The sequence below is a fragment of the Pseudomonas sp. NFACC14 genome (genome assembly GCF_900106885.1).
Taxonomy (GTDB): Bacteria; Pseudomonadota; Gammaproteobacteria; order Pseudomonadales; family Pseudomonadaceae; genus Aquipseudomonas; species Aquipseudomonas fluorescens_AA.
The window spans coordinates 269705-295676 of sequence record NZ_FNOA01000005.1 but is presented as its reverse complement, the minus strand read 5'-3'; the positions used below and the strand labels follow the sequence as shown (position 1 = coordinate 295676).

At 61.9% G+C, this 25972-nt stretch carries 25 protein-coding genes; 12 read left to right on the top strand and 13 right to left on the bottom strand.

The window, feature by feature from the left end; genetic code table 11:
• Window positions 1-4: 4 nt before the first annotated feature.
• The 5 genes from BLU85_RS11455 to BLU85_RS11435 all read right to left on the bottom strand — a co-directional run bounded on the left by BLU85_RS11455 (window position 5) and on the right by BLU85_RS11435 (window position 4630).
• Window positions 5-1027 (bottom strand): SIS domain-containing protein, encoded by a 1023-nt coding sequence (locus BLU85_RS11455; RefSeq protein ID WP_092205376.1) that lies wholly within the window; start codon window positions 1025-1027, stop codon window positions 5-7.
• Window positions 1008-2114 carry an N-acetylglucosamine-6-phosphate deacetylase gene (nagA, locus tag BLU85_RS11450; protein WP_092205377.1) on the bottom strand — a complete coding sequence of 369 codons (1107 nt, stop codon included), beginning with the start codon at window positions 2112-2114 and terminating at the stop codon, window positions 1008-1010. Before nagA ends, BLU85_RS11455 begins: the two co-directional genes overlap by 20 nt.
• Window positions 2115-2131: 17 nt before the next feature.
• Complete coding sequence (locus tag BLU85_RS11445; RefSeq protein WP_092205378.1) at window positions 2132-2863, bottom strand: GntR family transcriptional regulator; 732 nt, start codon at window positions 2861-2863, stop codon at window positions 2132-2134.
• Window positions 2864-3524: 661 nt separating this feature from the next.
• A complete protein-coding gene (locus tag BLU85_RS11440; RefSeq protein WP_092205379.1) occupies window positions 3525-4031 on the bottom strand; it encodes a L,D-transpeptidase family protein in 507 nt (168 codons plus the stop codon).
• 47 nt (window positions 4032-4078) lie between these two features.
• Window positions 4079-4630 carry an NUDIX hydrolase gene (locus BLU85_RS11435; protein WP_092205380.1) on the bottom strand — a complete coding sequence of 184 codons (552 nt, stop codon included), beginning with the start codon at window positions 4628-4630 and terminating at the stop codon, window positions 4079-4081.
• 145 nt (window positions 4631-4775) lie between these two features.
• On the opposite strand from BLU85_RS11435, the gene BLU85_RS11430 reads away from it, so the two are divergent.
• The 3 genes from BLU85_RS11430 to BLU85_RS11420 are packed head-to-tail and all read left to right on the top strand — an operon-like array spanning window position 4776 to window position 6122.
• Window positions 4776-5375 (top strand): CoA pyrophosphatase, encoded by a 600-nt coding sequence (locus tag BLU85_RS11430; protein ID WP_092166302.1) that lies wholly within the window; start codon window positions 4776-4778, stop codon window positions 5373-5375.
• Window positions 5376-5391: 16 nt separating this feature from the next.
• On the top strand, window positions 5392-5916 hold the full coding sequence (locus BLU85_RS11425; RefSeq protein ID WP_092205381.1) for a gamma carbonic anhydrase family protein: 525 nt from the start codon (window positions 5392-5394) through the stop codon (window positions 5914-5916).
• Window positions 5913-6122: a DUF1289 domain-containing protein gene (locus BLU85_RS11420; protein ID WP_092205382.1), complete on the top strand. Its 210-nt coding sequence runs from the start codon at window positions 5913-5915 to the stop codon at window positions 6120-6122. The genes BLU85_RS11425 and BLU85_RS11420 overlap by 4 nt, the downstream gene beginning before the upstream one ends.
• A 118-nt stretch (window positions 6123-6240) precedes the next feature.
• On the opposite strand, the gene BLU85_RS11415 is transcribed toward BLU85_RS11420, so the two are convergent.
• Together BLU85_RS11415 and BLU85_RS11410 are read right to left on the bottom strand one after the other, a co-directional pair.
• Entirely contained in the window at window positions 6241-6903 is a 663-nt protein-coding gene (locus tag BLU85_RS11415; protein ID WP_092205383.1) for a Pr6Pr family membrane protein, read from the bottom strand.
• A gap of 6 nt (window positions 6904-6909) precedes the next feature.
• A complete protein-coding gene (locus BLU85_RS11410) occupies window positions 6910-7140 on the bottom strand; it encodes a VF530 family protein (protein ID WP_003205228.1) in 231 nt (76 codons plus the stop codon).
• Between the two features lie 496 nt (window positions 7141-7636).
• Here BLU85_RS11410 and BLU85_RS11400 point away from each other — a divergent pair, with 496 nt between their 5' ends.
• Window positions 7637-10051 (top strand): glucose/quinate/shikimate family membrane-bound PQQ-dependent dehydrogenase, encoded by a 2415-nt coding sequence (locus BLU85_RS11400; protein WP_092205385.1) that lies wholly within the window; start codon window positions 7637-7639, stop codon window positions 10049-10051.
• A 293-nt stretch (window positions 10052-10344) separates the two neighbouring features.
• On the opposite strand, the gene purT is transcribed toward BLU85_RS11400, so the two are convergent.
• The 4 genes from purT to BLU85_RS11380 form a co-directional block, all read right to left on the bottom strand.
• Entirely contained in the window at window positions 10345-11526 is a 1182-nt protein-coding gene (gene purT / locus BLU85_RS11395) for a formate-dependent phosphoribosylglycinamide formyltransferase (protein ID WP_092166308.1), read from the bottom strand.
• A gap of 100 nt (window positions 11527-11626) precedes the next feature.
• A complete protein-coding gene (locus BLU85_RS11390) occupies window positions 11627-12094 on the bottom strand; it encodes a preQ0 transporter (protein WP_092205162.1) in 468 nt (155 codons plus the stop codon).
• A 261-nt stretch (window positions 12095-12355) separates the two neighbouring features.
• The gene (locus tag BLU85_RS11385) at window positions 12356-13141 is read right to left on the bottom strand and encodes a siderophore-interacting protein (RefSeq protein WP_092205161.1); all 786 of its coding nucleotides are present in this window, start codon (window positions 13139-13141) and stop codon (window positions 12356-12358) included.
• Entirely contained in the window at window positions 13134-13715 is a 582-nt protein-coding gene (locus BLU85_RS11380) for a PadR family transcriptional regulator (protein WP_092205160.1), read from the bottom strand. Before BLU85_RS11380 ends, BLU85_RS11385 begins: the two co-directional genes overlap by 8 nt.
• Before the next feature lie 420 nt (window positions 13716-14135).
• Here BLU85_RS11380 and BLU85_RS11375 point away from each other — a divergent pair, with 420 nt between their 5' ends.
• Both BLU85_RS11375 and BLU85_RS11370 read left to right on the top strand, forming a co-directional pair.
• Complete coding sequence (locus tag BLU85_RS11375) at window positions 14136-14621, top strand: CS1 type fimbrial major subunit (RefSeq protein ID WP_092205159.1); 486 nt, start codon at window positions 14136-14138, stop codon at window positions 14619-14621.
• 126 nt (window positions 14622-14747) lie between these two features.
• On the top strand, window positions 14748-17282 hold the full coding sequence (locus BLU85_RS11370) for a CS1-pili formation C-terminal domain-containing protein (RefSeq protein WP_092205158.1): 2535 nt from the start codon (window positions 14748-14750) through the stop codon (window positions 17280-17282).
• Window positions 17283-17330: 48 nt separating this feature from the next.
• On the opposite strand, the gene BLU85_RS31380 is transcribed toward BLU85_RS11370, so the two are convergent.
• Window positions 17331-17576, bottom strand: a complete 246-nt coding sequence (locus tag BLU85_RS31380) for a hypothetical protein (protein ID WP_256572904.1) — start codon at window positions 17574-17576, stop codon at window positions 17331-17333.
• Between BLU85_RS31380 and BLU85_RS11365 the strand changes: the two genes are divergently transcribed.
• From BLU85_RS11365 to BLU85_RS11340, 6 genes are all read left to right on the top strand, one after another.
• A complete protein-coding gene (locus BLU85_RS11365; RefSeq protein WP_256572903.1) occupies window positions 17491-18681 on the top strand; it encodes a hypothetical protein in 1191 nt (396 codons plus the stop codon). The two genes, BLU85_RS31380 and BLU85_RS11365, sit on opposite strands and share 86 nt — an antisense overlap.
• Before the next feature lie 45 nt (window positions 18682-18726).
• Window positions 18727-19974, top strand: coding sequence for a hypothetical protein (locus BLU85_RS31680; protein ID WP_371914232.1), 1248 nt, complete (start codon window positions 18727-18729; stop codon window positions 19972-19974).
• A gap of 60 nt (window positions 19975-20034) precedes the next feature.
• The gene (locus tag BLU85_RS11355) at window positions 20035-20778 is read left to right on the top strand and encodes a molecular chaperone (protein WP_170847664.1); all 744 of its coding nucleotides are present in this window, start codon (window positions 20035-20037) and stop codon (window positions 20776-20778) included.
• Between the two features lie 45 nt (window positions 20779-20823).
• Complete coding sequence (locus BLU85_RS11350; protein ID WP_092205154.1) at window positions 20824-21306, top strand: CS1 type fimbrial major subunit; 483 nt, start codon at window positions 20824-20826, stop codon at window positions 21304-21306.
• Window positions 21307-21441: 135 nt separating this feature from the next.
• On the top strand, window positions 21442-21936 hold the full coding sequence (locus BLU85_RS11345) for a CS1 type fimbrial major subunit (protein ID WP_092205153.1): 495 nt from the start codon (window positions 21442-21444) through the stop codon (window positions 21934-21936).
• A 37-nt stretch (window positions 21937-21973) separates the two neighbouring features.
• Window positions 21974-22468, top strand: a complete 495-nt coding sequence (locus tag BLU85_RS11340) for a CS1 type fimbrial major subunit (protein ID WP_092205152.1) — start codon at window positions 21974-21976, stop codon at window positions 22466-22468.
• Window positions 22469-22682: 214 nt separating this feature from the next.
• Here the strand turns inward: BLU85_RS11340 and BLU85_RS11335 are convergent, their stop codons facing one another.
• On the bottom strand, window positions 22683-25790 hold the full coding sequence (locus tag BLU85_RS11335; protein WP_092205151.1) for a transglycosylase domain-containing protein: 3108 nt from the start codon (window positions 25788-25790) through the stop codon (window positions 22683-22685).
• Window positions 25791-25972 lie beyond the last annotated feature (182 nt).

Genomic DNA, 25972 nt, shown 5'->3' with positions numbered 1-25972 from the left:
CGGATCAGTGGGTACGGGTGACCTTGCTCAGGTGCCGTGGCTGGTCCGGGTCCAGGCCTCGAGCCACGGCCAGGCTCGCGGCCATCGCGTAGAAGCTCTGGATCGCCAGGATCGGGTCCAGGGCCGGGTGCTCGGCGCGGCTCAAGGTCAGGTCGCGTTCGACAATGTCATCAGGTGCCGCCAACAGGACCCGGGCACCGCGCTGGCGCATGTCCGCGGCCAGGCTCAACACGCCGGCCTGTTCGGCACCGCGGGGGGCGAACACCAGCAGGGGGTAGTCATGGTCGATCAGCGCCATGGGCCCGTGGCGAACTTCGGCACTGCTGAAGGCTTCGGCCTGGATCGCCGAGGTTTCCTTGAACTTGAGCGCTGCTTCCTGGGCGATGGCGAACCCGGCGCCCCGGCCGATCACCATCAACCGCTGACAGTCGCGCAGGGTGTCGACAGCGCTGTGCCAGTCCTGGCGGGCGGCCTCGCGCAGGCCCTCGGGCAGGGCGCCGCCGGCTTCGAGCAACTCGGCGTCGGCTTTCCAGTGGGCCACCAGTCGCGCACTGGCGCTGAGGGTGGCAATGAAACTCTTGGTCGCGGCGACGCTGCTTTCGACGCCGGCACACAGCGGCACGCTGAATTCACAGGCGGCTTCCAGAGGCGAGTCGGGGGCATTGACCAGGGCCACGCTCAAGGCGCCACGCTTGCGCAACAGGCGCAGGCTGTTCACCAGGTCCGGGCTCTGTCCCGACTGGGAAAACCCGAACGCCACCTGGCCGCTGACCTTCAGCGGCGCCTGTTGCATGGTCACCACCGACATCGGCAGCGAGGCCACCGGGATACCCAACTGTTGCATAGTCAGGTAAGCGAAATAGCTGGCGGCGTGGTCGGAGCTGCCGCGGGCGACAGTCATCGCCACTTGCGGTGGTTGGCGGCGCAGGCGTCCGGCGATTTCCTCGAGGGCCGGATCCAGTCGCTGCAACTGGCGCTCGACCGCTTCATGGGAGGCCAGGGCCTCTTCAAGCATTTTGGAAGTCAATGGCTTCTCCTTCGACCATCACGTCGGTCAGGGTCAGGGAACGGTCAAGGCGTACGCAGTCGGCCCAGGCGCCGGGTTGCAGGCGACCGCGCTCGGGCAGGCCGAGGTAGTCGGCGGGAAACTGGGACAGACGCTGGGACGCTTCGGCGATGGGCAGGCCGATTTTCACCAGGTTGCGCAGGGCCTGGTCCATGGTCAGGGTGCTGCCGGCCAGGGTGCCATCGGCCAGGCGCACCCCGCCCAGGCATTTGGTCACGGTGTGGCTGCCCAGCTTGTATTCGCCGTCGGGCATGCCGGCGGCGGCGGTGGAGTCGGTGACGCAGTACAGGCACGGGATCGCCCGCAGGGCCACCCGCATTGCGCCGGGGTGCACGTGGAGCAAGTCGGGGATCAGCTCGGCGTAGCGGGCATGGGCCAGGGCCGCGCCGACGATCCCCGGCTCGCGGTGATGCAACGGGCTCATGGCGTTGTACAGGTGGGTGAAACTGGTCGCCCCGGCGGCCAACGCCGCGACGCCTTCTTCATAGCTGCCCAGGGTATGGCCGATCTGCATGCGCACGCCCCGGGCGCTGAGGGCGCGGATCAAGGCATCGTGACCGGCGATTTCCGGGGCAATGGTAATCACCCGGATCGGCGCCAGGGCCAGGTAGCGCTCCACCTCGGCCAGCAGCGCGGTGTGGGCGAAATTCGGTTGCGCGCCCAGTTTTCCGGGGTTGATGTAAGGGCCTTCCAAGTGCACGCCCAGGACCCGGGCGCTGCCGTTCGGACGCTGCTCACAGAACTCGCCGAGGGCCTGCAACACGCTGGCGATCTCTTCGCTGGGGGCGGTCATGGTGGTGGCCAAGAGGGCGGTCGTGCCGAAACGCAGGTGGGTGCGGGCGATGGTCTCGAACGCCGAGGCGCCTTGCATGATGTCCTTGCCGCCACCGCCGTGGACGTGCAGGTCGATAAAACCGGGCAGCAGGTAGGGCAGGTCGTTGCCCGCCGGATCGCAGGGCTGGCCTTCGATGGCCACGACTCTACCGTGCTCATGGAGCAGGCGGCCGCGAACCCAGCCGTCACAGGTGAGGATGTTGTCTTCGGACATGGGAATTCTCTGCTCGTCTAGCGCCGCAGCTCTGCGACAAAGTCGTAGTAGTCGTTGCGGCAATAGGTGTCGGTGACTTCGATGGGGGTGTTGTCTTCCAGGTAGCCGACCCGGGTCATCAGCAGCATCGCGGTACCGGGGGCGATGCCCACCAGGGCGGCGAACTCGTCCGAGGCGTTGATGGCCTGGATGTGTTGCAGGGCGCGCACCACCGGCTTGCCGATGCCGTCGAGAAATGCGTAGAGGGAATCGCCCACCGCTTGCGGCTTGGGAATGAGGCTGGCGGGCAGGGTGCTCATCTCGATGGCCATGACCGTGTCGTCGGCCTTGCGCAAGCGCTTGAGCCGCGCGACTTTGTCGGTGGGGGACAGGCCCAGGCGGATCAGTTCTTCGTGGGTGGGCGGGGTGATTTCCCGCTCCAGCCATTGGGAACCCGGCACAAAACCCTTGAGCCGCAGCATCTCGCTGAAGCCGCTGAGGCGTGACAGCGGCTGTTCCAGGCGCGGGGTGATAAAGGTGCCGGAGCCCTGGTTGCGGCGAATCAGCCCTTGTTCGAACAGCACCTCCAAGGCCTTGCGGGCCGTGACCCGGGAAATGCCCAGTTGCTCGCTCAAGCTGCGCTCGGACGGCATCGCCTGTTCGGCTTTCCACTGGCCGGCATGAATCGCCGTCTCCAGGTTACGCGCCAATTGCAGGTACAGCGGCGTGGGTTGGGTGTCGTCAGGGCGCAGGGCCAGGATGTCGTTCATATTCGTGTCCGATGCGGTTATTGGGTTGTTGTCGCTCGGTAAGTGGGGTGGAAGCTAATACCACTTGAATACCATGTCAACGCCGCTTTCCCGGGGTTTAGAGAGGTTGTTGGAGGGTTTTGGTGGGGTGGGATTGAAGTGGTATTAGAGGGTGGGGATTCGAACGTAAATATCTTCAACTGCGACAACGCCTACTGGGTGAACTGGTATTCATCTGTAGGTAATTTCTGAAGTTGCGATTTTTTGATTTTATTTTTCGATGCTGACGGGCGGTCGTCCGAGCCCACCAAGGCTAACGAGCTGTCGTGGCGAGGGAGCTTGCTCCCGCTAGGGCGCGAAGCGGCCTCAAACCTGACAACCCGGTGTGTCAGGCGAATTGAGTTGCCTGCTTTGGGGCTGCTTCGCCGCCCAGCGGGAGCAAGCTCCCTCGCCACAGAGGGGCTACGCAGATGATTGAGTTGGGGTTTTGTTGGCCAAAGCCCTTGGGCTGGGTAGCGCTTCGGACTTGATGCAATAAGTGCCGGCCTCATCGCGAGCAAGCTCGCTCCCACAGGGGGTTATGTGCAATACAAAACTACTGTGGGAGCGAGCTTGCTCGCGATGAGGCCAGATCAGGCAACGAAGATTTGATGCCGGGTCAGAGGGCTTTTGTGGCGAGGGGCTACGGACGAATTTCGATCATGGTGCCATCCGGCACCAGGTTCCAGACTTCGCGCATGTCCACGTTGCGCATGGCGATGCAGCCATCGGTCCAGTCCAGCGTATGGAACAGCTGTTCAGGGTTTTCTTCCGAATCAGGCGTGCCGTGGATCATGATCATGCCCCCCGGCTCCACGCCTTCACGGCGGGCGCGGGCGGCGTCGCTGATGTTGGGGTAGGAAATGTGCATCGACAGGTAGAACCGGTCACTGGTCTTGCGCCAGTCGATCCAGTAGAAACCTTCGGGGGTGCGCTTGTCGCCCTCGATCAGCTTGGGGCCTTTCTTGGCGCCCTTGCCCAGGGAAATGCGATAGGTCTTGAGCGGCTTGCCGTCGTTGATCAATTGCAATTGATGGGCGGACTTGAGCACCAGCACTTTTTCGATGACCTTGCCGTTGTAGGTTCCCACGGCGGCGGCCTGGGACACAACGGTGAACGACAAGCAGAACAGGACAAGCAACCAGCGCATTGAAACGATATCCCTAGAGGTGTCGCGGCTATATTCGATTGGTTTTTTCAGGTGTTGGCCGGCTGGGCCAGCGGCGGGATCGATTCGGATCGCACCGGGTAATCCTCCGCCCGGCGGTCGGCATAGAAATATTCCAGGGTGCGGCCCACCGTACGGAAAGCCAGCTCGTCCCAGGGAATGTCCGCTTCTTCGAACAACTTCACCTCCAGGCTCTCGGGCCCGGCGGCGAAATCCTCGTCCACCAGTTCGGCGCGGAAGAATACATGTACCTGGCTGATATGCGGTACGTCAATCAGCGTATAGATGCTCAAGTTTCGCACCCGGGCGCAAGCCTCTTCGGCGGTTTCGCGCACGGCGGCCTGCTCGACCGTCTCGCCGTTCTCCATGAAGCCCGCCGGCAGCGTCCAGTAGCCGCGCCGCGGTTCGATGGCGCGTCGGCACAACAACACCTTGCTGCCCCAGGTCGGCACGCAACCAGCGACGATGTTGGGGTTCTGGTAGTGGATGGTGTGGCAGGTGTCGCAAACGAAGCGCAGGCGCGAGTCGCCTTCGGGTATGCGCTGGGTCACCGGGTTACCGCACTGGCTGCAGAATTTCATGCTTGGATTCCTGAATGCTGCGCCTATCTTGGCGTGCGCGGCAGGTGTCGGCAAGTTGTCGTTTCGCGACACGACGCGGTGCGGGGGTTGGGCCGCTTGAATGATTGGTGCATGATGCAAGGTAGCGAATGAATCGAGAAGTCTCATGCTGGACGAGCTACTGCATCGAGTAAGCAACCACACCCCACACGACCTGCAGGCCGACCGACGTTTCCCTGAAGCTGCGGTGCTGGTGCCGATCACCCGCAGTGACGAACCGGAACTGGTACTGACCCTGCGCGCCAGCGGGCTATCGACCCATGGCGGCGAAGTGGCGTTCCCCGGCGGGCGTCGCGACCCGGAAGACCCGGACCTGATCTTCACCGCCCTGCGCGAAGCCGAGGAAGAAATCGGCCTGCCCCCCGGCCTGGTGGAAGTGATCGGCCCTCTCAGCCCGTTGATCTCGCTGCATGGCATCAAGGTCACGCCCTATGTCGGGGTGATTCCGGACTACGTCGAATACCAGGCCAACGATGCCGAGATCGCCGCGGTATTCAGCGTGCCGTTGGAGTTTTTTCGCAAGGATCCGCGCGAACACACGCACCGGATCGATTACCAGGGTCGCAGTTGGTATGTGCCCAGCTATCGGTTTGGCGAGTACAAGATCTGGGGGCTGACGGCGATCATGATCGTCGAGTTGGTCAACCTGCTGTACGACGCCGGGATCGACCTGCACACCCCGCCAAAGAGTTTCATCAATACCTGATGCCCCGAGGATTCCCATGAAATACCGCCTGGGCGATGCCCGAGTCGAAACCCACCCACAGAGCTGGGTCGCACCCAACGCCACGCTGGTGGGCAAGGTACGCCTCGAAGAGGGTGCCAATGTCTGGTTCAATGCCGTGCTGCGCGGTGACAACGAGCTGATCCTGATTGGCAAGGACAGCAACGTGCAGGACGGCACGGTGATGCACACCGACATGGGTTATCCACTGACCATCGGCACCGGCGTGACCATCGGCCATAACGCCATGCTCCATGGCTGTACGGTGGGCGACTACAGCCTCATTGGCATCAACGCAGTGATCCTCAACGGCGCGAAGATCGGCAAGCACTGCATCATCGGCGCCAACGCGCTGATCGGCGAAAACAAGGAGATTCCCGACGGCTCGCTGGTGATGGGCTCGCCCGGCAAGGTGGTGCGTGAATTGACCGAAGCCCAGAAGAACATGCTCGTGGCCAGCGCGGCGCACTATGTGCACAATGCCCAGCGCTATGCCCGCGACCTGGCCGAGCAGGAACCATGAGCGCCCCTGAACGCCCGGTGCCTTCGCCTTGCGTGAACATCTGCGCGCTGGACGATGACGATATCTGCACCGGCTGCCAGCGCACCGTGGCGGAAATCACCCGGTGGAGCCGGATGGACAACGACGAACGCCGCGGGGTCTTGGCGCTGTGTCATGAACGGGCCAAGGCCAGTGGGTTGGTGTGGATGTTGCCGACCGGGCGGTGATGTCGGAGATGAACACAACCCCCTTGTGGGAGCGAGCTTGCTCGCGATGACGGAGGCACATTCGACAGTGTCTCGCGCTGACCACCGCTATCGCGAGCAAGCTCGCTCCAACAGGGGATCATGGTGTTTGCTTGAGTCCCGCCCACCGATCCAACCCCACCACCCCCAACGCAATCCCGACAAATCCCGCCAATATCCCCCCGGCATTGATGAACACCTGTGGATAACCCAGGCTCGCCACGTCGATGAAAGGGTAGGGGTAGGCCGCCAGTAAATCCCCCCGCAGCAGGACATAGGCGAAGTAGACCAAGGGATAGATCATCCACAGCCCGATGTGGCCCAGGCGCAAGCTGCCTTTGGGCACCCACCGCCACCAATAGGCGATGTAGAGTACCGGCACCACGTCATGCAGTAATTCGTCGGCCACGAACTGCCAGCCTTCGGGTTGCCAGAGGTGGCGCAGCAGCAGGTTGTAGGCCAGGCTGACCAGGGCGATGCTCACGGCGACGCCGCTGCGTACGCCGGGCTGCAGGAACCAGCGGCGGGCCGGGGCGGGGCGAGGGGTCAGCTCCCAGGTCAGGACCACCGCCACCCACAGGTTGGTCAGCACCGTGAAGAAACTGAAGAAACTCACCAACCCGCCCAGCAGGCTCGCCCCCAGCTCCCAGCGACCCAGCAGGATCAGATACAACTGGATGCTCAACCCCGCCCAGGCCAGCAGCGCCGTGACCGACACGAAGCGCTGGCGCAGGGTGAGGCCAGGACCTCTATCAATCCCCATGGCGGCTCAGACCGGCCGTTTGGTGCGCATCAACTTGATGTACAGGCGCTCGACTTTCTCCCGCGCCCAAGGGGTCTTGCGCAAGAAGGTCAGGCTCGACTTGATGCTCGGGTCGCTTTTGAAGCAGCGGATATCGATGCGTTCAGCCAGGCCCGACCATTCGTAGTGCTGCACGAGGGCGTTGAGGATCTGCTCCAGCGTCACGCCGTGCAGCGGGTTGTTGTTGGGTTCGGTCATGGAAGGCCTTCGCGCAAAAAGGGTAAAGCCGCGCACCTTAGCCGAGGTGCCCTCGTGGTGGAAGCATAGCCTTCATCGTGGGGCTCCAGGGCCAGGTGCACTGTTACCAAATCCGAGATGATCCATGTCAACAAAAGCCCTTTCTCTATTGATAACAGGACATTATCCTTGCGCCGCTTGCTGAAACGCTTCTTTTGTTATGCCCAAGCCTCTGCGTCCAGCTCATTCCCGCTGGAAGATCTGATGAATGCCCAATGCCCTGATCCTGAAAGACAGCGCTGTCTTGGTGAATTCCTGTGGGAGCGAGCTTGCTCGCGATAACGATTGCACATTCAACATTGAAGCCGACTGACACGCCGCCATCGCGAGCACGCTCGCTCCCACAGGGATCGCGCCAGCCAATTTGCCTTTTTCAACTGAACCATGCCCCTTCAAGATCGTCATCTACAGTGACTACTTGCGCGGGCCTCCTTAAAACGTCACGGAGAATCACACTATGAGCACTGAGGGTGCTTTGAGTCGAAGCCGTCTGCTTCCGAGCCTGCTCGGCATTCTGCTTCTATTGATGGGCCTGGCCCTGCTGGCCGGCGGGGTCAAGCTGAGCACGTTGGGCGGCTCGCTGTATTACCTGCTGGCCGGTATCGGCCTGGCGCTGACCGGCGTGCTGCTGATCATGGCCCGTCGCGCGGCCCTGGGCCTGTACGCACTGGTGCTGTTCGCCAGCACCGTATGGGCGCTGTGGGAAGTCGGCCTGGACTGGTGGCAACTGGTGCCGCGCCTGGCGCTGCTGTTTGCCCTGGGCATCGTCATGTTGCTGCCGTGGTTCCGCCGCCCGCTGTTGACCGCCGACGCCTCGGCCATGGGCACCCGTGCGTTGGGCGCCGCCGTGGTCATCGCCGGTATCGCCGCGCTTGCCAGTCAGTTCACCAACCCGGGTGAGATCAAGGGCCAACTGGACCGCGACAGCGTGCCAGGCATGACCAACACCGCACCGGCCATGCCCGACGGCGACTGGAATTCCTACGGGCGCAGCGCTCACGGCGACCGCTATTCGCCGCTGGCGCAGATCACCCCCGAGAACGTCAGCAAGCTCAAGCAAGCCTGGACGTTCCGCACCGGCGACCTGCCAGGGCCGAACGACCCGGGTGAAACCACCGCCGAAAACACCCCGCTGAAGGTCAACGGCATGCTCTACGTTTGCACGCCTCACAGCCAGGTGATTGCCCTGGAGCCTGAAACCGGCAAGGAAATCTGGCGTTTCGATCCGAAGCTTTCCACGCAAAAAGCGGAAAACTTCAAGGGGTGGGCCCACATGACCTGCCGTGGCGTGACCTACCACGATGACGCCGTCTACGCTTCCGCCGAGCAGAGCCCCACCGGCACCGCCAGCACCACACCGGCCAGCACCGTGTGCCCACGACGGATCTTCCTGCCGACCGCCGACACCCGCCTGATCGCCCTCAACGCCGACACCGGCAAGATGTGCGAAGACTTCGGCGACAAGGGCCAGGTCGACCTGAGCGCCAACATCGGCGGCTTCACGGCCGGCGGTTACTACTCCACCTCGCCACCGGCGGTCACCCAGAATCTGGTGGTGATCGGCGGCCACGTCACCGACAACGTCTCCACCGACGAACCAAGCGGTGTGATCCGTGCCTACGACGTGCACACCGGCAAGCTGGTATGGAACTGGGACAGCGGCAACCCGGACGACACCACGCCGATCGCCGAAGGCCAGACCTACACCCGCAACTCGCCGAACATGTGGTCCATGTTCAGCGTCGATGAAAAACTCGGCATGCTCTACCTGCCGATGGGCAACCAGACCCCCGACCAGTTCGGTGGCCTGCGTACCCCGGAATCGGAAAAGTATTCCGCTGGCCTGACCGCCCTGGACATCGCCACCGGCAAGGTGCGCTGGTACTTCCAGTTCACCCACCACGACCTGTGGGACATGGACGTTGGCGGTCAACCGACGCTGATGGACATGAAGACCGCCGATGGCGTGAAACCCGCCGTCCTGGCGTCGACCAAGCAGGGCAGCATCTACGTGCTGGACCGCAGCAATGGTCAGCCGATCGTGCCGATCAAGGAAATCCCGGTGCCGCAAGGCGCGGTGGAGGGCGACCACACCTCGCCGACCCAACCGATGTCCGACCTGAACTTCGTGCCGCCGGTCCTCAAGGAACGCGACATGTGGGGCGTGACCCCGTTCGACCAGATGTTGTGCCGGATCGACTTCAAGTCGCTGCGCTATGAGGGCATGTTCACCCCACCGTCGCTGCAAGGTTCGATCGTCTACCCGGGCAACTTCGGCGTATTCGACTGGGGCGGCATTTCGGTGGACCCGGTGCGCCAGATCGCTTTCGTCAACCCGAGCTACATGGCGTTCAAGTCGAAGCTGGTGCCAGCGGCGGAAGTGGCCGGTGGGCCGGGTCGCAAGAGCGAAACCGAAGGCGTGCAGCCGAACAAGGGCGCGCCGTATGGCGTGATCCTCGAAGCGCTGCTCTCGCCGATGGGCCTGCCTTGCCAGGCGCCTGCCTGGGGTTATGTCGCGGCGGTGGACCTGACCAACAACAAGACCCTGTGGAAACACAAGAACGGCACCGTGCGCGACAGCTCGCCAGTACCGATCCCGCTGAGCATGGGTGTTCCGAGCCTGGGGGGGACGTTCACCACGGGCAGCGGCCTGGCGTTCCTCAGCGGTACGCTGGACCAGTACCTGCGTGCCTATGACGTGAAAAACGGCAAGCAGCTGTGGGAAGGCCGCCTGCCCGCCGGTGCCCAGACCACGCCGATGACCTACACCGGCAAGGACGGCAAGCAATACGTGCTGGTCGTTGCGGGGGGGCATGGCTCCCTGGGGACCAGGCAGGGTGATTATGTGATTGCCTACAGGTTGCCGGATTAAGCAAAACCGGCACTCATGAAAAAGGCGACACCTTTGCGGGTGTCGCCTTTTTTATTGCACTGTGGCTTTTGTGGCGAGGGAGCTTGCTCTCGTTAGGTTCGTAGGAGCTGCCGAAGGCTGCGATCTTTTGATCTTTCGCTTGAGACTCAAGTGTCTGGGGAAAGATCGCAGCCTCGTTGCACTCGACAGCTCCTACACAGCTCCTACACAGCTCCTACACAGCTCCTACACAGCTCCTACAACGCAGCCCAGCGGGAGCAAGCTCCCTCGCCACGGGTTTGCATTCAGCCAGCTTACAACTCGATCTTCACCGCCTGGGAAGCCCGGGTTGCCTTGGCACGGGCCGCTTCGATGGATTCATCGCGGGCCAGGGCCACGCCCAGGCGGCGCTGGCCGTTGACTTCCGGTTTGCCGAACAGGCGCAGGGCGGTGTCCGGTTCGCTCAGCGCCACGCCCAGGTTGGCGAACGCGGTCTGGGTCGATTGGCCCTCCACCAGGATCACCGACGACGCCGACGGGCCGAACTGGCGGATCAGCGGGATCGGCAGGCCGAGAATGGCGCGGGCGTGCAAGGCGAATTGCGACAGGTCCTGGGAAATCAGCGTCACCAGACCCGTGTCATGGGGGCGTGGCGAGACTTCGCTGAACCACACCTGGTCGCCCTTGATGAACAGCTCGACGCCAAACAGGCCACGACCACCCAGGGCCTCGGTCACGGCCTTGGCCACGCGCTCGGATTCGGCCAGGGCCGCCGGGCTCATGGCCTGGGGTTGCCAGGATTCCTGGTAGTCGCCTTTTTCCTGGCGGTGGCCAACCGGTGCGCAGAAGGTGGTGCCGCCCACGTGACGTACGGTAAGCAAGGTGATTTCGTAGTCGAAATCGATAAAGCCTTCGATGATGACCCGGCCCTTGCCGGCGCGGCCACCTTCCTGGGCGTAGTCCCAGGCTTTCTGCACGTCGTCGCTACCGCGCAGCAGGCTCTGGCCCTTGCCCGAGGAACTCATCACCGGCTTGACCACGCAGGGGAAGCCCAGGGTTTCCACGGCCTTGCGGTAGTCTTCGACGGTGTCGGCGAAGAAATACGGCGAAGTCGGCAGGCCCAGCTCTTCGGCGGCCAGGCGACGGATGCCTTCACGGTTCATGGTCAGTTGCGCGGCGCGGGCGGTGGGGATCACGGTAAAGCCTTCGGCTTCCAGCTCCACCAGGGTGGCGGTGGCGATGGCTTCGATTTCCGGCACGATGAAGTGCGGCTTCTCGGCCTCGATCACCGCACGCAGGGCGGCGCCGTCGAGCATGTTGATCACATGGCTGCGGTGGGCCACTTGCATGGCCGGCGCGTTGGCGTAGCGATCCACGGCAATCACCTCGACGCCCAGGCGCTGCAGCTCGATTACCACTTCCTTGCCCAGCTCACCGCTGCCACACAACAAAACGCGGGTCGCGGTGGGCGACAATGGGGTTCCGATACGGGTCATCTGAAGGTCCTCAAGCAGGAGCGGATCATCGGGGTGCGCGCCGGGCGAGCTTCCCATGGGGAGAAAGCGCGGCATTTTACATGAACCGCGGGATTTGGCTTCAGGTGGCGACGGTTTGCTTGCGCAAACGCCAGGCCATGATCAGCCAGACGACCGTGACCCCGGCGAATTTCGAGGCCAGGGCGGTGATCACCACGCCTGGCGTCAGGGCATCGATCAGGCCGAAGAAAATGAAGGTGTCGAGGGGAATGCTCAGGGCCGAACTGATCCACAGCCGATCATGGAGCGGGCGCTTGGTGATCGTGAACACCAGCCAGTCGATGCACTCGGACACGGCGAATGCCGTGGCGCTGGCCAGGGCGATGGTCGGGTCCGAAGTGACGTAGGACAACACCAGCGCCACCAGCATCGCCAAGATGGCGCCATGGCCGAAACGGGTCTGGACCATGTCCCGCAGGATAAACACCAGCCCGCCCCAGGCCGACCAGATGATGTCCAGGTGCGGCGCGGCGGAAAACGCGAAGTTGATCAGCACGACGCTGGCGATGTAGGCGAGCAGGAAGAGCATGGGGTACCTGGTGAAATGTCCTGTGAATCATTAAGAACAGCGATATCCCCGTGGCGAGGGAGCTTGCTCCCGCTGGGCTCTGTAGGAGCTGCCGAAGGCTGCGATCTTTTGATCTTTCGCTTGGGACTCAAGTGTTTGGGGAAAGATCGCAGCCTCGTTGCACTCGACGGCTCCTACAATGCATTCCAGCGGGAGCAAGCTCCCTCGCCACGGGGTTCTGTGTTGTCCAGTGGACAGGGTAGTTCAGCCACCGCCAGTCTCTCAATCCTCCTCACTACCCTCCGCCTTCCAATACCCCACCGCCTTCACAAAGTCCTGGTCCAACCCTTTCTCCTCCAGCAACACCTTGCGAATCTGCCGCGACACCTTGCTCTCGGTCGCGACCCAGGCGTACAGCTTGCCGTCGGGCATTTCCAACTGTCGCACGGTTCGCAGCAGGTTGTCCTGGCGGCCTTCGCGCAATACCCAGATCACATGGACCTGCGCCGGGCTCTGGAGGATCTGTTGTTCGGCGCCGTTTTCCACTTCCACCACCACCAGGGCCCGTCGGTCCGGCGCCAGGCCTTCGAGGCGGCGGGCGATGGCGGGCAGGGCGGTTTCGTCGCCGACCAGCAGGTAACTGTCGAAGATGTCCGGCACGATCATCGAGCCCCGGGGCCCGGCGATGTTCAGGTATTGCCCGGGGGCGGCCTGGGCCGCCCAGGTCGAGGCCGGGCCGTCGCCGTGGAGCACGAAATCGATGTCCAGCTCCAAGGTGTCCAGGTCATAGCGGCGTGGCGTGTAGTCGCGCATCTCGGGCATCGGGCCCTGGGCCTTGCCCGCGCTGGGGTTGAAGTTATCCAGGGCGGCCTGTTCCTCGGCGTTCTGCGGGAACAGCAATTTCACGTGGTCATCCGTGCCCAGGCTGGTGAACCCGGCCAGTTCCGGCCCGCCGACGGTAATGCGGCGCATGCGTGGGGTCAGGTCCACCACCCGCAACACTTGCAGGCGGCGACGCTTGATCTCGTGGCTGACGCGGTGAATGGTGTTTGGATCGTGTTCAGTCATTGCTTGACTCCGAAACAGAGGGACGGGCAGGGCCGTCGACGATGGCTTTGACGGTGTCGTTGAGCAGGCCGCGCACCCGCAGGATTTCTTCCGGGCTCCAACGGCCCTGGTGCATCTGTAGCGCATCGCGCAGGTGACCCACCGCCTCGTGGATCTCGGCAGGCCGATCCTGGTCACGCAGGGTACGCTTGCTGGTTTCGATGCGCATCCGCACGCCGTCCAGCGCTTCGGCCTGGTCTCGAAGGAATAGACGTCCGGCATCGGTCGCGCTGTAACACTTTTTTCCACCCTCGGCGTCGCCGCTGATCATCTTACCCATTTCAAGGTGGGTCAGGGTCGGGTAGATCACGCCGGGGCTGGGGCTGTAGGCACCGTCGAACATGGACTCGATCTGCCGGATCAGCTCGTAGCCGTGGCAAGGTTTCTCGGCAATCAGGGCCAGCAACAGCAATTTCAAGTCGCCGGGGGCGAAAACCCGTGGGCCGCGACTGCCGCGCTCGCGACCGGGCGGGCGTCGTTCGAAGCCATCCTGACGACCCTGTTCATGAGTGGAAGGGGGATAAAGGACTGTCATGTGTTTGCTCTCTGTTCCGCATAAATAGAACCGAGATATATCTTTGACTTCAGATATATCTTCGCTTATATAGATATATCTTGAAATGAAGATATATCTTCGTTGGGTCCTACAAGAAGTGAAGTGTGACCTTACCTGAATCCCTTAAGTTTGCGGGACGAAACCGGGTGGGTATCAGGAAGTATTAACCGTAACTAGTGGGAGTGTGGGAATGCTCTTACATTAAAAGTTACGTTTTATCGAAAATGGCGTATTTTTCCCCGCGTTGTATGTTCGCTTTACTACAAGCCTATGCGAACTTTCCTGCTTATTTTTAATTAAAGAGCGACGATCATGCACCGGCGTTGAAGGGGCACGCCAAGCTGTATTGGCCTGCAACTTCAGCCCTTCCCTCTTTATTGCTATGAACAGGTGTTAACAATGCTCATGAAAATCGTAACCGCAGCTTCCCTGACCGCCGCGGCCCTGAGTTCTTCGCTGGCGTTCGCTCTCGATGATGCGCGTTCCTCCATCCACATCACGGCGAACATTCCGACCCAGCAGTTCCACGTGCAGCCACGTGACGCGAACTGGGGTAAGGATGAAACCATGACCTACAACACCGTCAGCGGGACCCTGACGTCGCTGCGCCAGACCTACGACGTGAAGAACACCGAAGGTTCGGTCAACGCCTACATCGAAGGCGGCCCGGCTTCGCTGTACAACGGCAGCGATGCCATCGCCCTGACCACCGCCTTCAACGGCGTCACCCTGACCGCCATGTCCCAGGAAGTGGTGGACGACGCGACCTCCACCCCGGGCACCCAGGCTGAGATGACCATCACCCCGGCCAAGCCTCTGGCTACCCAGAACGGCGTATACACCGCTGACATGACCGTGATCTTCGACGCCGTGCCGCGCCCGTAATGCCCTCTGCCGCCCGGTGAGTTCCACCTCGTCCCCGGGCAGCGCGACAGGCCTGCCGGCGCTCCCCAGCCGGCAGGTCTGTACCTGGAATGCCTTGATAGCTCGCTGATAATGAGAGTCCCGTTGATGTTTTCGATGACACCCATCGCAGGTGCGCTCGCGCTATTGTTGTGCGCCAATGCATTGGCCGCGCCAACTGCACCCGGTACGACCCCTACGAGCCTGCTGTCCCAGGCCAAGGGGTTGCCGGCGGAGTTTGAAGCCCACTTCTTCGATGTGCCGCTCGCGGTTCGTATTGAACTCAATCAACAGTATCTCGGCGAGGCCATGGTGGTCTTGACGCGAGATGATCGTATTACCCTGCTCGAGTTCACCGACACCCAAGAGAGTTCGATCAAGGCTGTCGAACGCGAGCAATGGGAACAACGCCTCAAGCAGGGCATCGCACTCGGCGCCTGCGAAACCAATTGCTCGGCGGGGTTGCTGGCCGTACATTACAGCCTCGAGAATTCCTTGGTGTCGATCCTGACCCAAGACGTCGAGCGCTCGACCGAGCCTCGGCGTTTTTACGACCAGCCCAAAGAGGGCAGCCTCGGTCTTATCTTCAATAACCAACTCAATCTCAACGGTGGCCAGGAACAGGACACCGGGGGGCGCTATGGCCTCAACGCCAGTTCCAGCGTGGGCAACTGGAGCCAGTCCCTGGACCTCCAGCTCTCGCGTCTTGGTGGGCCGGATGACAAGACTTACCACGCCATCCACGAGCTCTATACCCAACGAGAGTTGGAAGGACAATTTTTCCGCCTGGGTTATTTCACGCCCAGCTCCGATGGCCTGAACCGTCAGATCCGTTCGTTCGGCGCCAACCCGGACACTGCGCTGGGGGTGATGTTCGGCAGTTCCGACAGCCTGGTCGTCGATAATCCCAAGCCCAGCGTCTATCCCATTTATGTCACCGCCAGCCGCCAGGCGTCGGTGGAGATTTATCGCAGTGGCCTGCTGATCAACACCCAGGCCGTCAGCGCCGGCTTGCAGAGCCTGGACACCCGGCCATTGCCCGGTGGTATCTACGAAGTGGAGGTCCGGCTGATCGAGGATGGACAAACCACCGCCACCAGCCAGGAACTGGTCTACAAACCCAGCAATTGGAGCAGCACGGAAGATCGCTGGCGCTACAACCTGTTCGCCGGCCGGGAAACCCGGTTGTGGAGCAACTGGGACGACCAGCCCTCGGGTTTCACCACGGCGGGCCTGGGCGTCAATTACCTGCTGCACCCGCGGGTGATCCTGGGGGGCTCCATGCGCCAGGTGCAGGATAAACTGCAAGTGGGCACTTCGGTGGACTGGACGCTGGCCAGCCATACCTCCTTGTACGCCAATGTCTACCAGACCGAACAGTACGGCACTGGCATGGATTTGCAGGGCATGTACAGTTACGGCAATGGCAGTGTCGTGGCCAGCCACAACCGCAGTTGGCTGGACACTCGCAACACCTACGAGACCCTGCCGGACGGCACCCGTATCCGCCAGCGCAACGTGTACGTCGGCCATACCAGCAACTCGTCGCTGTCGGTCAATCATCGCTTGAGCAACAAGACGTCCATCAACGGGCGGCTGGCCTACAGCGAAGGCAATGTCCAGGGCACGGGCCTGGACCTGGGCTGGACCCAGCGCGGCAAGCTGCGTGGCAGCGATGCCAACTGGCGGTTGTCGGTGTTCGACCGCCCTGGCTCTTCGAGCACCAACGACCGGCGTAATCGCGGCGTGGACCTGAGCCTCAGCGTGGCCTTGGGCGGCCCGGGCGAATACTGGTCGGGCAGCATCGGCACCCGCACCTCCCGCGAGGGCGACCGGGACAACAATGCCTCGCTGACCTATCGTCGCGACCTCGAGGACCACGTGTTGCAAAGCGTCTCCGCCACGGCGCTGGCCGATACCTATGGCGTGGGCCTGTCCGGCCTCGCCAGTTTCAGTACCGACTCGCTCTACGGCGATGGTTTCATCCAGCGCTCGTCCTACAACGACAACCTCACCGGGGGCCTGAACCTCAGCAGCACGGTCGCCGTGGGCGGCCGCAAAGCCGCCCTCACCGGCGTGCCGCAAGGTCGCGGCGCAGGGATGATCGTCGACGTGGAGACTGACCTTAACAACATCGTCCTGCGCGCCGACGACCTGACTGGCGGCAGCACCACGTTGCACCCGGGCCGTAACTTCGTGCCGATCACCGCCTACAAAAACAGCATGGTGACCTTCGACTTCGAGGGCGTCCATCCGCCGGCGGCGAGCATCGAGCCGGCACGCACCCGTTATCACTTGAACAAGGGCGGCGTGGACTACCGCAAGGTCAGCGTGATGAAAACCGTGACCGTGCTCGGCCGCCTGCTGGACGAACAGGGCCAGCCACTCAAGGGCCATCACGTGATCAACCACGCCAGCCGCGGCGTCAGCGAGGCGGACGGGTTCTTCTCCATGGAGATGAATGCCGCGTCCCCGACCCTGGAAGTGCGCTACGGCAACGAGTTGTTCTGTCGCTTCCGCCTCGACCCGGAAACCGCCAGCGAGGAAGGCGATGTATTGATGATCGGCGACCTGCGCTGCACCCCGGACAGTTTGGCTGACAGCTCGCTGGCTGCGACTGACCCGGCGAAGCAGCGCTCATGACATGAGCTGTGAGAGCAAGGCTTGCCCGCGATTAACGATAACACCAACTCACCAGGAGAGCGGGGTGCCTGCATCGCGGGCAAGCCTTGCTCCCACGGTGAAGTTTTTCCCCAACTTGCAGGGATTTGCATTGATGTATGAGGTTGTATAGATGAAACCCTTATCGGTAGCCGTGCGCAGCGTGGTTTCGCTGTTGTTGTTTGCCTGCGTGCCTGCTGCCAATGCCGTGAGCCGGGATATCAGCGCGGTGTTCAGGCCTGACGCTTCGAAACCCCAAGAAAATACTTTTCGCAATACCACTCCGGTCAGTGGCTATTGTGCGACTTATCCGCATGAGTGCGAGCTGGCCAAGATGTTCAGCATTCGGTTACCCCTAACCTCCAATTCGATCGGTCCTATTCAGGCCGATCATGGAGGCGCTCGCCAGGGGGCGATGTTCAAAGTCCCCGCAAACTGGCGTCCAGCGCAAATCACTCACACCGCAACGGGCGAAACGGAAGTCGTTGAAGTGCGCTTTTCCGGTATCGGCTCCAGATATCGAATTCCTGCGGGCGTCGTGAACGTGGTAGGTGGCGGCGTGGGTATCCTTACCGCCCACCAACGCTTATGGAGAGGTTCTTCCTGGGTAAATGCCCCTGCTCCTTGTCGATACAGCGGCGTTGGGGCCTACACCGCTACCGATTACGAGTTTTTCTGGAAGGCTCCGGTAGAAGAGGTGTGTGCCAAGACGGCTCTTTATTCGATCCCTGCCATGAGCTACACCCATGTGGACTTTGCCTACGAACTGCGCACGCCTAACCCTTTGAAAATGTCGTCCGGCCAATACACGGGGACGTTGACCTACACCGTTGGGCCGGGCCAGGACGTCGATCTGGGCGACGTCATGATCCCTAATGATTCGGTGCTCACCCTCAACTTCAAACTCGACGTCGAACACACCCTCAAGGTCGAAGTCCCCCCCGGTGGCAACCGCGTGGAACTGGTCCCCCAGGACGGTTGGCAAGCCTGGCTCAACAGCGGGCGCAAGCCGGCGCGGCTGTTCCGCGACCAGCGTTTCCATATCTCCGCCTCTTCCCGTTTCAAGATGGGGCTCGAATGCCAGCACATCAGCGGCAATACCTGCGCGATCACCGAGACCGGCACCGGCCATGCCGTGCCGGTGGACGTCAGCGTGACCCTGCCGGATGGCTTGACGGACGCCAGCGGGCAACCGGTCAACCGTCGCCGGCTGTTGCGCGACGGCAGTGGCACCGAGTTGTTCCAGCCCGGCTTATACGTCGACCGCAGGCCGGGAATGCTGCACTTCGAGGTCGTCCGTAGCAGCGTCGAAGAGATGCTGGACGGCGGCGCCACGCGCTATAGCGGCGACGTCACGGTGATCTGGGATTCGGAAGTTTAAGGGCATGGATTGTCCAGCCTGAGGCGAAAGGACGGTGAGGTATCGATGAAACATTTACCGATGGCAGTGCGTAGTGTGATTTCAGTGGCGTTGTTGGCGTGCGCCTCGACGGCCAGTGCCGCGAACAAAGATATCACCGCAGTCTACAGACCGGATCCTTCGAAGCCCAATGACAACACCTTCCTTAACACTACGCCACCCTCGGGCTATTGCCAGCTTTATGCAGCGCTCTGTGAAAGGGAGAAAATCTACAGTGTGCAATTCCTGCTCAAGGCCCACTCGAACGCACCCATCCAACCGGGACACAGCGACTCGCGACAGGGTGCGATGTTCCATATGCCTGCCACTTGGCGTCCGGCGCTGGTGACGCATACGGGGACCGGTGAAACGGAAATCGTCCAAGTACGCATAGCCGGCATAGGGTCGTACTACCAGCTCCCCGTCAGCGTAATCGACCTGGTCGGCGGCGGCGTGGATATGGGAACCGCCCATTCGAAACTTTGGGGCGGTTCTCCTTGGAGGTATGCCCCTTCGCCCTGTCAATCCTCGGGGCACTCGGGTCTGAATACCCTCGTCTACATATTCTTCTGGAAGACTCCGGTCGAAGGGGTGTGTGCCAAAAGGGCCAGTTACCTGATTCCCAGCATGACTTACCACGGCTTGGACTTTGCCTATGAACTGCGCACACCCAATCCATTGAGAATGTCGTCCGGTCAATACATCGGTTCTGTGTCCTATGGCGTTGGCCCGGGGCAGGACCTGGACATGGGCGACGTCATGATCCCCGATGACTCGGTGCTCACACTCAATTTCAAACTGGATGTGGAGCATGCCCTCAAGGTGGAAGTGCCCCCCGGCGGCAACCGCGTGGAACTGGTGCCCCAGGAGGGCTGGCAAGCCTGGTTGAGCAACGGTAGCAAGCCGACGCGGCTATTTCGCGACCAGCGTTTCCATATCTCCGCGTCCTCGCGTTTCAAGATGGCAATCGAATGCCAAACCATCAGCGGCAACACCTGCGCGATCTCCGACACCGTCACCGGCCACGCCGTGCCGGTGAACGTCAGCGTGACCCTGCCCGAGGGTTTGACGGATGCCGCCGGGCAACCGGTCTCCCGTCGCCCGTTGTTGCGTGACGGCACTGGCACCGAGTTGTTCCAGCCCACCTTCTACGTCGACCGCCGGCCCGGGATGCTGCACTTCGAAGTGGCCCAAGGCAGCGTCGAAGAGATGCTCGACAGTGGCGCCAAGGCCTACTCCGGCAACGTCACCGTGGTCTGGGATTCGGAAGTTTAAACGGCCTGTCGGCCAGGATTTTTTAGTGAGTTGCGTGAAATGCATGAGGTTGGAAAAGCGATGAAACATCTATTGGCATGGGTTGGACTCTATCTGTTTTGCGGCGTGGCCCAGGCCGGTCCGCAAATCGGCGTCGGGGTGGTCTACGACTACTTGGACGGCAACAAGACGACCTATATGAAGCGGATCTTCAACGGCGGCACGTCCACGGCGTTCGTCAAGGTCAACATCCTGGAGATTATCTATAACGAGGACGGCAGCTACCAGGAAGTGCCGCTGCAGAACCAGGCCAGTGCCCAGGCCAAGGACGGGTTGATGGCCAGCCCGGCGCGGCTGATCGTGCCGGCCAACGGGGTGCAGGGCACGCGCTTGCTGTTCATGGGCAACCGCGACAAGGAACGGTACTTCCGCGTGCGCTTCGTACCGGTGGTGCCGGAGGCCGAAGATGAGTTCGCCATCAGCAAGGAGGAGCGCGAGGAATACAAGAAGGAGCGCATCGGGGCGGGGGTCAAGGTATTGGCGGGCTACGGCACGGTGTTCTTCGTACGGCCCAAGGACACCCGCTTCGAGACCGTGATCGATGACAGCGCCAATCGCTACCAGATACGCAATAACGGCAACAGCGTGCTGGTGATCGATGAGTTCAAGGACTGCGAAGCGAAGAAAGAGAACGACTGCCGGCCCACCACCAAGCACCACATCATGGCCGGCCGGACGTTTTCGTTCGACAAGGAGGCGGGGCGCGAATATCGCTTCACGTTGATCGAAGGCAGCGAGCAGAAAAACGTCGAGATCAAAGGTTGACGGTCGCCGTCGCCGAACCGTCGTTGACGCCACAGGTAATCAAATATGTTCAAGACACTGGTACGCCCCCTCGCACTGAGCGCCCTTATGTTGCCCTGGGTCCAGGCCTGGGGCGCGGTCGAACGGGAAACCTTCGAGGTCTACGTGACCATCCCCACCGCCGACTTTCATGTGGTGCCCCTCGACCCGCAACTGGTCCAGCGCGAACAGCGCCTGCCCTTCAGCACCATCACCGGCGAGCTCAGCCCGTTGCGGGCCACCTACGAGGTGAAGAACAGCAACGGCGCCATCGGTGCCCGCCTGGGGGAAGAGGCGTATCTGTCCAACGGACGTGAGCGCATCGATCTGCGGGTGACCTTCAATGGCGTCGCACTGACCCTGGATTCCGCCCAGGTGGTCACGGCCACCGAAGCCCGGCCCGGACGCCAGGTGCCGCTGGAAATCGCCGCCATCAGGCCCGATGACGATTACAAGCCGGGGGACTACTACGGCACGGTGCACATGGTGTTCGACGCTACCGCGCCGTAGGGCGATCGATGCATGACGAGACTCAGGAAACGCCACAAAAGATCATTGAATCAATACAGACCTTGTGGCGAGGGCACCAGCAGTGCTGGTGCCGACGCCGCTTCTTTAGAAGTAATGCTGAAATAAGGTAGCAATATGTTCACGAAATTTGTATCCGCCATGGCCTTGGGGGCTGCGATCTTGAGCCCTGCGCTGGCATTTGGAGCGGATGATGCGCGTTCATCCATTCATATCGGGGCCAACATCCCGACACAGCAGTTCTACGTACAACCCCAGGATCCTGAGTTCGGCAAGCACGAGGTCATGCATTACAACCCGCTCACCAATGACTTGGGAGCTTTGCGTCAGATCTTCAATGTGAAGAATTCCGACGGCTCGATTCACGCCTACATCGAGGAAGGCCGGGCATTCCTGTCCAACGGCAACACCATGATTCCGTTGCGAGTCAAGTTCAACGGCGTTCGTCTGGACAACATACCCCGAGAGGTTGTGGATGACCTTTCCTCAACACCTGGCACGCAGGTCGAGATGACCATTCGCGTCGATGCCATGCCGGTGCAACACAGGCCAGGCTATTACACCGGTGATTTCACCGTGATCTACGACGCGGTGCCGAGGATCTCCGCTTAAACCACCCTGCTCCTTCACTGCTAAAAAGGTATTTAGCATGTTCAATAAAAATGTAACTGCAATTGCTCTGGGCGCTGTCGCCATGAGCGCCTCACTGGCGTACGCGGCCGATGATGCGCGCTCATCGATCCATATCTCTGCAAATATTCCGACCCAGCAGTTCCACGTGCAGCCACGCAATCCGGATTTTGGTAAGGACGAATACATGTATTACGACCCGGTCAAAAATGATCTGAGTGTCCTGCGCGAGACTTTCGACGTGAAAAACACCGACGGTTCGGTCCATGCCTATCTCCCGGCAGGTCAGGCTTCGCTGTCGAACGGCCGTGACGAGATTGCCCTGCTCGTCAGGTTCAACAATGTCACTTTGTTGTCTACGCCGCTGGAGGTAGTGGATGACGCAACGTCAACCCCGGGGACGCAGGCCGAGATGGTCATCAGGGCGGCGACCACGCCGCTTCCTACCCAGACAGGCCTATACAACGCCGACTTCACCGTGATCTTCGACGCGGTGCCTCGGGTCAATCCCTGACCTGAGGGCAATCCCAGATCTGAGGGCCACCCCTGATCTGAGGGCCACCCCTGATCTTTGTGGCGAGGGGATTTATCCCCGTTGGGCTGCGCAGCAGCCCTGAAAGCCGATACCACGGTGGATCAGGTTAATGGCGTGCTTTTTTAGGGGCTGCCGCGCAGCCCAGCGGGGATAAATCCCCTCGCCACAGGTACCTCCCCCAACTTGCCGTGACTCATTGCCCCGCCACCAGCGGCTTGCACTGGGTATGGCTTCCCGGTTGCAAGTAGGGCGAGAGAAACGGCGCCATGCCCTTGAGTACTTGTACTGGCAAGGCCGAGGTGAACTTGAAGTTCTGCGCCGACGCGCCCGGTACATAGGCGGTGAGGGTGCCGAAATGGCTGTCGCCGATGTAGAACACGAAGGTGGCGGTGCGGTTGATGGATTTGGAACTGAGGATCCGCCCACCGGCGCCGATGGCTTCGATGCGGTTGTCGCCGGTGCCGGTCTTGCCGCCCATGGCCAGCGGCGTGCCGTCGGCCAGCTTGAAACTGCCGGCCACGCGTTTCGCGGTGCCGGCATCCACCACCTGGGACAGCGCCCCGCGCAAGGCCTGGGCCACTTCCACGGGCATCACGCGCTTGCCATTGTCCGGGTTGCTCACCAGCCGTGTCTCGTAAGGCGTGTCGACGGCAAAGTCGAGGCTGTCCACCCGCAGCGCCGGTTGGCGGATGCCATCGTTGAGGATGGTGCCCACCAGTTCGGCCAGCGCAGCCGGGCGGTCACCGGAACTGCCGATGGCGGTGGCCAGCGATGGCACCAGGTGGTCGAACGGATAGCCCACTTGCTGCCAGCGCTGGTGGATATCCAGGAAGGCTTCGATTTCCAGCATGGTGCGGATGCGACTGTCGCGGGCGCTCTTGTGCCGGCTCTTGAACAGCCAGCTATAGACTTCCTGGCGCTCGAATTGGCTGGCCTTGACGATCTGGCTGAACTTGGCGTCGGGGTTGTTCAGCAGGTAACCCATCAACCACAGGTCCAGCGGGTGAACCTTGGCGATGAAGCCCTGGTCCGGCAGGTCATAGGCACCGGGGCCATAGCTTTGGTAGAGCCGTTCGAGGCGTTCGTCGGTGAGTTTTTCAGCGCTCTTGGCTGACTTCAAATGGGCGCGCACGAAGCGGTTGAAGCTCTCCTGGCTGTCGTTGGGAAAGAAATAGCGGTGCACGGCGGCCAGGCGGATGGCGGTAGGGCGCATGCCGTCGAGGAACGTTTCCAGGCGCTGGCCGGTGTCCTTTTTCTGGTATTTCTTCCAGAACCTGAGCAGGAACGAGGTGCCTTCGCGGTCGGCGAATTGGGCCAGGTATTCCTGGCGGCGCGGGTCCTTGTCGTCCTTGAGCAGTTCGGAACTGTTGTTGGGCCCGGCATAGGTGGCGTAGCGCACCAGGTCGCGCATCAGGCGGATGAACGGCAGGTTGATCGACTCCCGCAGGGCGTCGCGCAACGTCGGGTTGCGACCGTTGTCCTCGTTGCGGAAGTTGTGGAAGGTGTGCAGCCCGCCGCCGGTAAAAAAGGCTTCGCCCGGGCTGGCCGAGTAGGTCCGGTCCAGCGCGGCTTCGAGCATGTTCGACAGGCTGCGGTCGGTGTTCTGGATCAGGTAATCGACGGCCCAGCGCGAGAGGCGGTCCTGCTCGGCGACTTCGGTTTTCTTCAACGCCGCCGGGGTCTGCTGGGCATAACGGTCGTGCAGTTCGGCGATGATTTGCAGGTAGGTGGTGAGCACCCGCAACTTGGCGGTGGAGCCCAGTTCCAGCTTGCTGCCTTCGTTGATGTCGAAAGGCTGGTCGGTGCTGTCGGTCTGCACCCGCACACGCGAGCCATCGGGGGTCAGTTCCAGCAGGGTGAAGCTGTAGCGCACCTGGGTGGTGCTGGTGGGGGTCAGCAGGCGTTCTCCCATCAGGCCGATCTCGGTCGCGAAGGCCGGGTCGGCCAAGCGCTTGAGGTAGTCGGTGGCCTGGGCCTGCAAATCGCTTTGCAAGGTGCTGGTGGCGGACAGGTCAAGGCGATCGAGGTCGTACAGCGGACGGTTGAGCAGGGCGGCGAGGCGACTGCGGGCGGCGCTGATGCCTTTGTTGGTTTCGTTGGGCTGCACGGTCGGGTCCTGGACCCAGTCGCGATAGCTGACCTTGCTCGCCAGGGCCGCCTCCGACAACGCCGCGTCGATCACGCCGTTCTGTGCCAGCAGGCGGATGTGGCTATCGGTCAGGCGCGCCAGTTCATCGTGACCCTTGGACAGGTAATGGGACGGTCGGCGCTGGGCGATCATCAACGACAGCATTTCCCGCAGGGCCAGGCCTTTTTCCGCCAGGCTCTGGGGATCGGTCGCGGTGCTAGCCAAGCGTTCATTGGCCCGATTGAAGTCGGCGCCATACCAGACCCGCAAGCCTTCGGCCATGCCATGGACTTCACCATGCCCCGGCACGGCGGAAAGCGGGACGCTGTTGAGGTAGTCGCGGATGATCCGCTGCCGCGCCTCGAGGGTTTGCGGGCCGCCCTGGTAAGCGCGCACGCTGGCGGAAATCATCTGGCGGATTTTCTCCGCGCCGGACACGGTCAGGCCCTCAGGCGAGTGACGGTATTTCTCCAGTTGTGTGGCCAAGGTGCTGCCCCCGGCGGATTGCCCCGGCAGGCTCAACAGCTTGGCGACTTGCGACCAGGCCGCCATGGCGAAGCGCGGCCAGTCCACGGCCGGGTTGGCCAAGGGTTGCTTGGGGTCGAGCAGAAAACGGTTCTCGATGAACAACAGGCTCTGCACCACCACAGGCGGGATCGCGTCGAAGTTCGCATACAGCTGCTGCGGGTACTTGAACTGATAGACCGGTGCGGCGCGGCAGTCGGTGATGGTCAATCCAGCCTGGATCTTTTCCGCGTAGGGCACGAACAGGCCTTTTTCGACGTAGTCCATCAACGCCGGCGAAAACCGCGCCTGGGCCTGGATCACATAGTCACGCTTGAGCAGGCGCGGCAGGAACTCCCCCAGCGCGCTGTAGCCCAGGCGCCGGTCGAACGGGCCTGCGCCAGGGTAGACGATGGCATCGCTGGGTCCCGGCTGTACCGAGTAACTCAGGGACGCGGCGTACTGGCTGAGCTCCCGGGCCTGAAACCGCGACGTGCGCATTTCCTTGGTCACTGCGAGGCCGACCACCACCACGATAATCAGCAACAACAACCAGAATGCCCGCCAGCCATGTCGTGCGCGGCGTTTTTTTTGAGGTAAAGGCGCTTCTTCCATACGTTCAGTCGGGACCACAGGTTCATTTGAATCGGTTTGCCACAAAGCGCCCATAGTCGACTGATCCATTAAGCAGATTGATCGGACTTGCTTGAAGCTTAGACGGTGGTTGGCGTGGGGGGAGGGGAAATTGTGGGTACCGGTCTGTCATGACTTCCACTAGTCACAGATAAATCCCCACATCACAAGTACTACACAAGCTTCGGAGTATTCGCTCGACCTTCTCAGCGTCGATC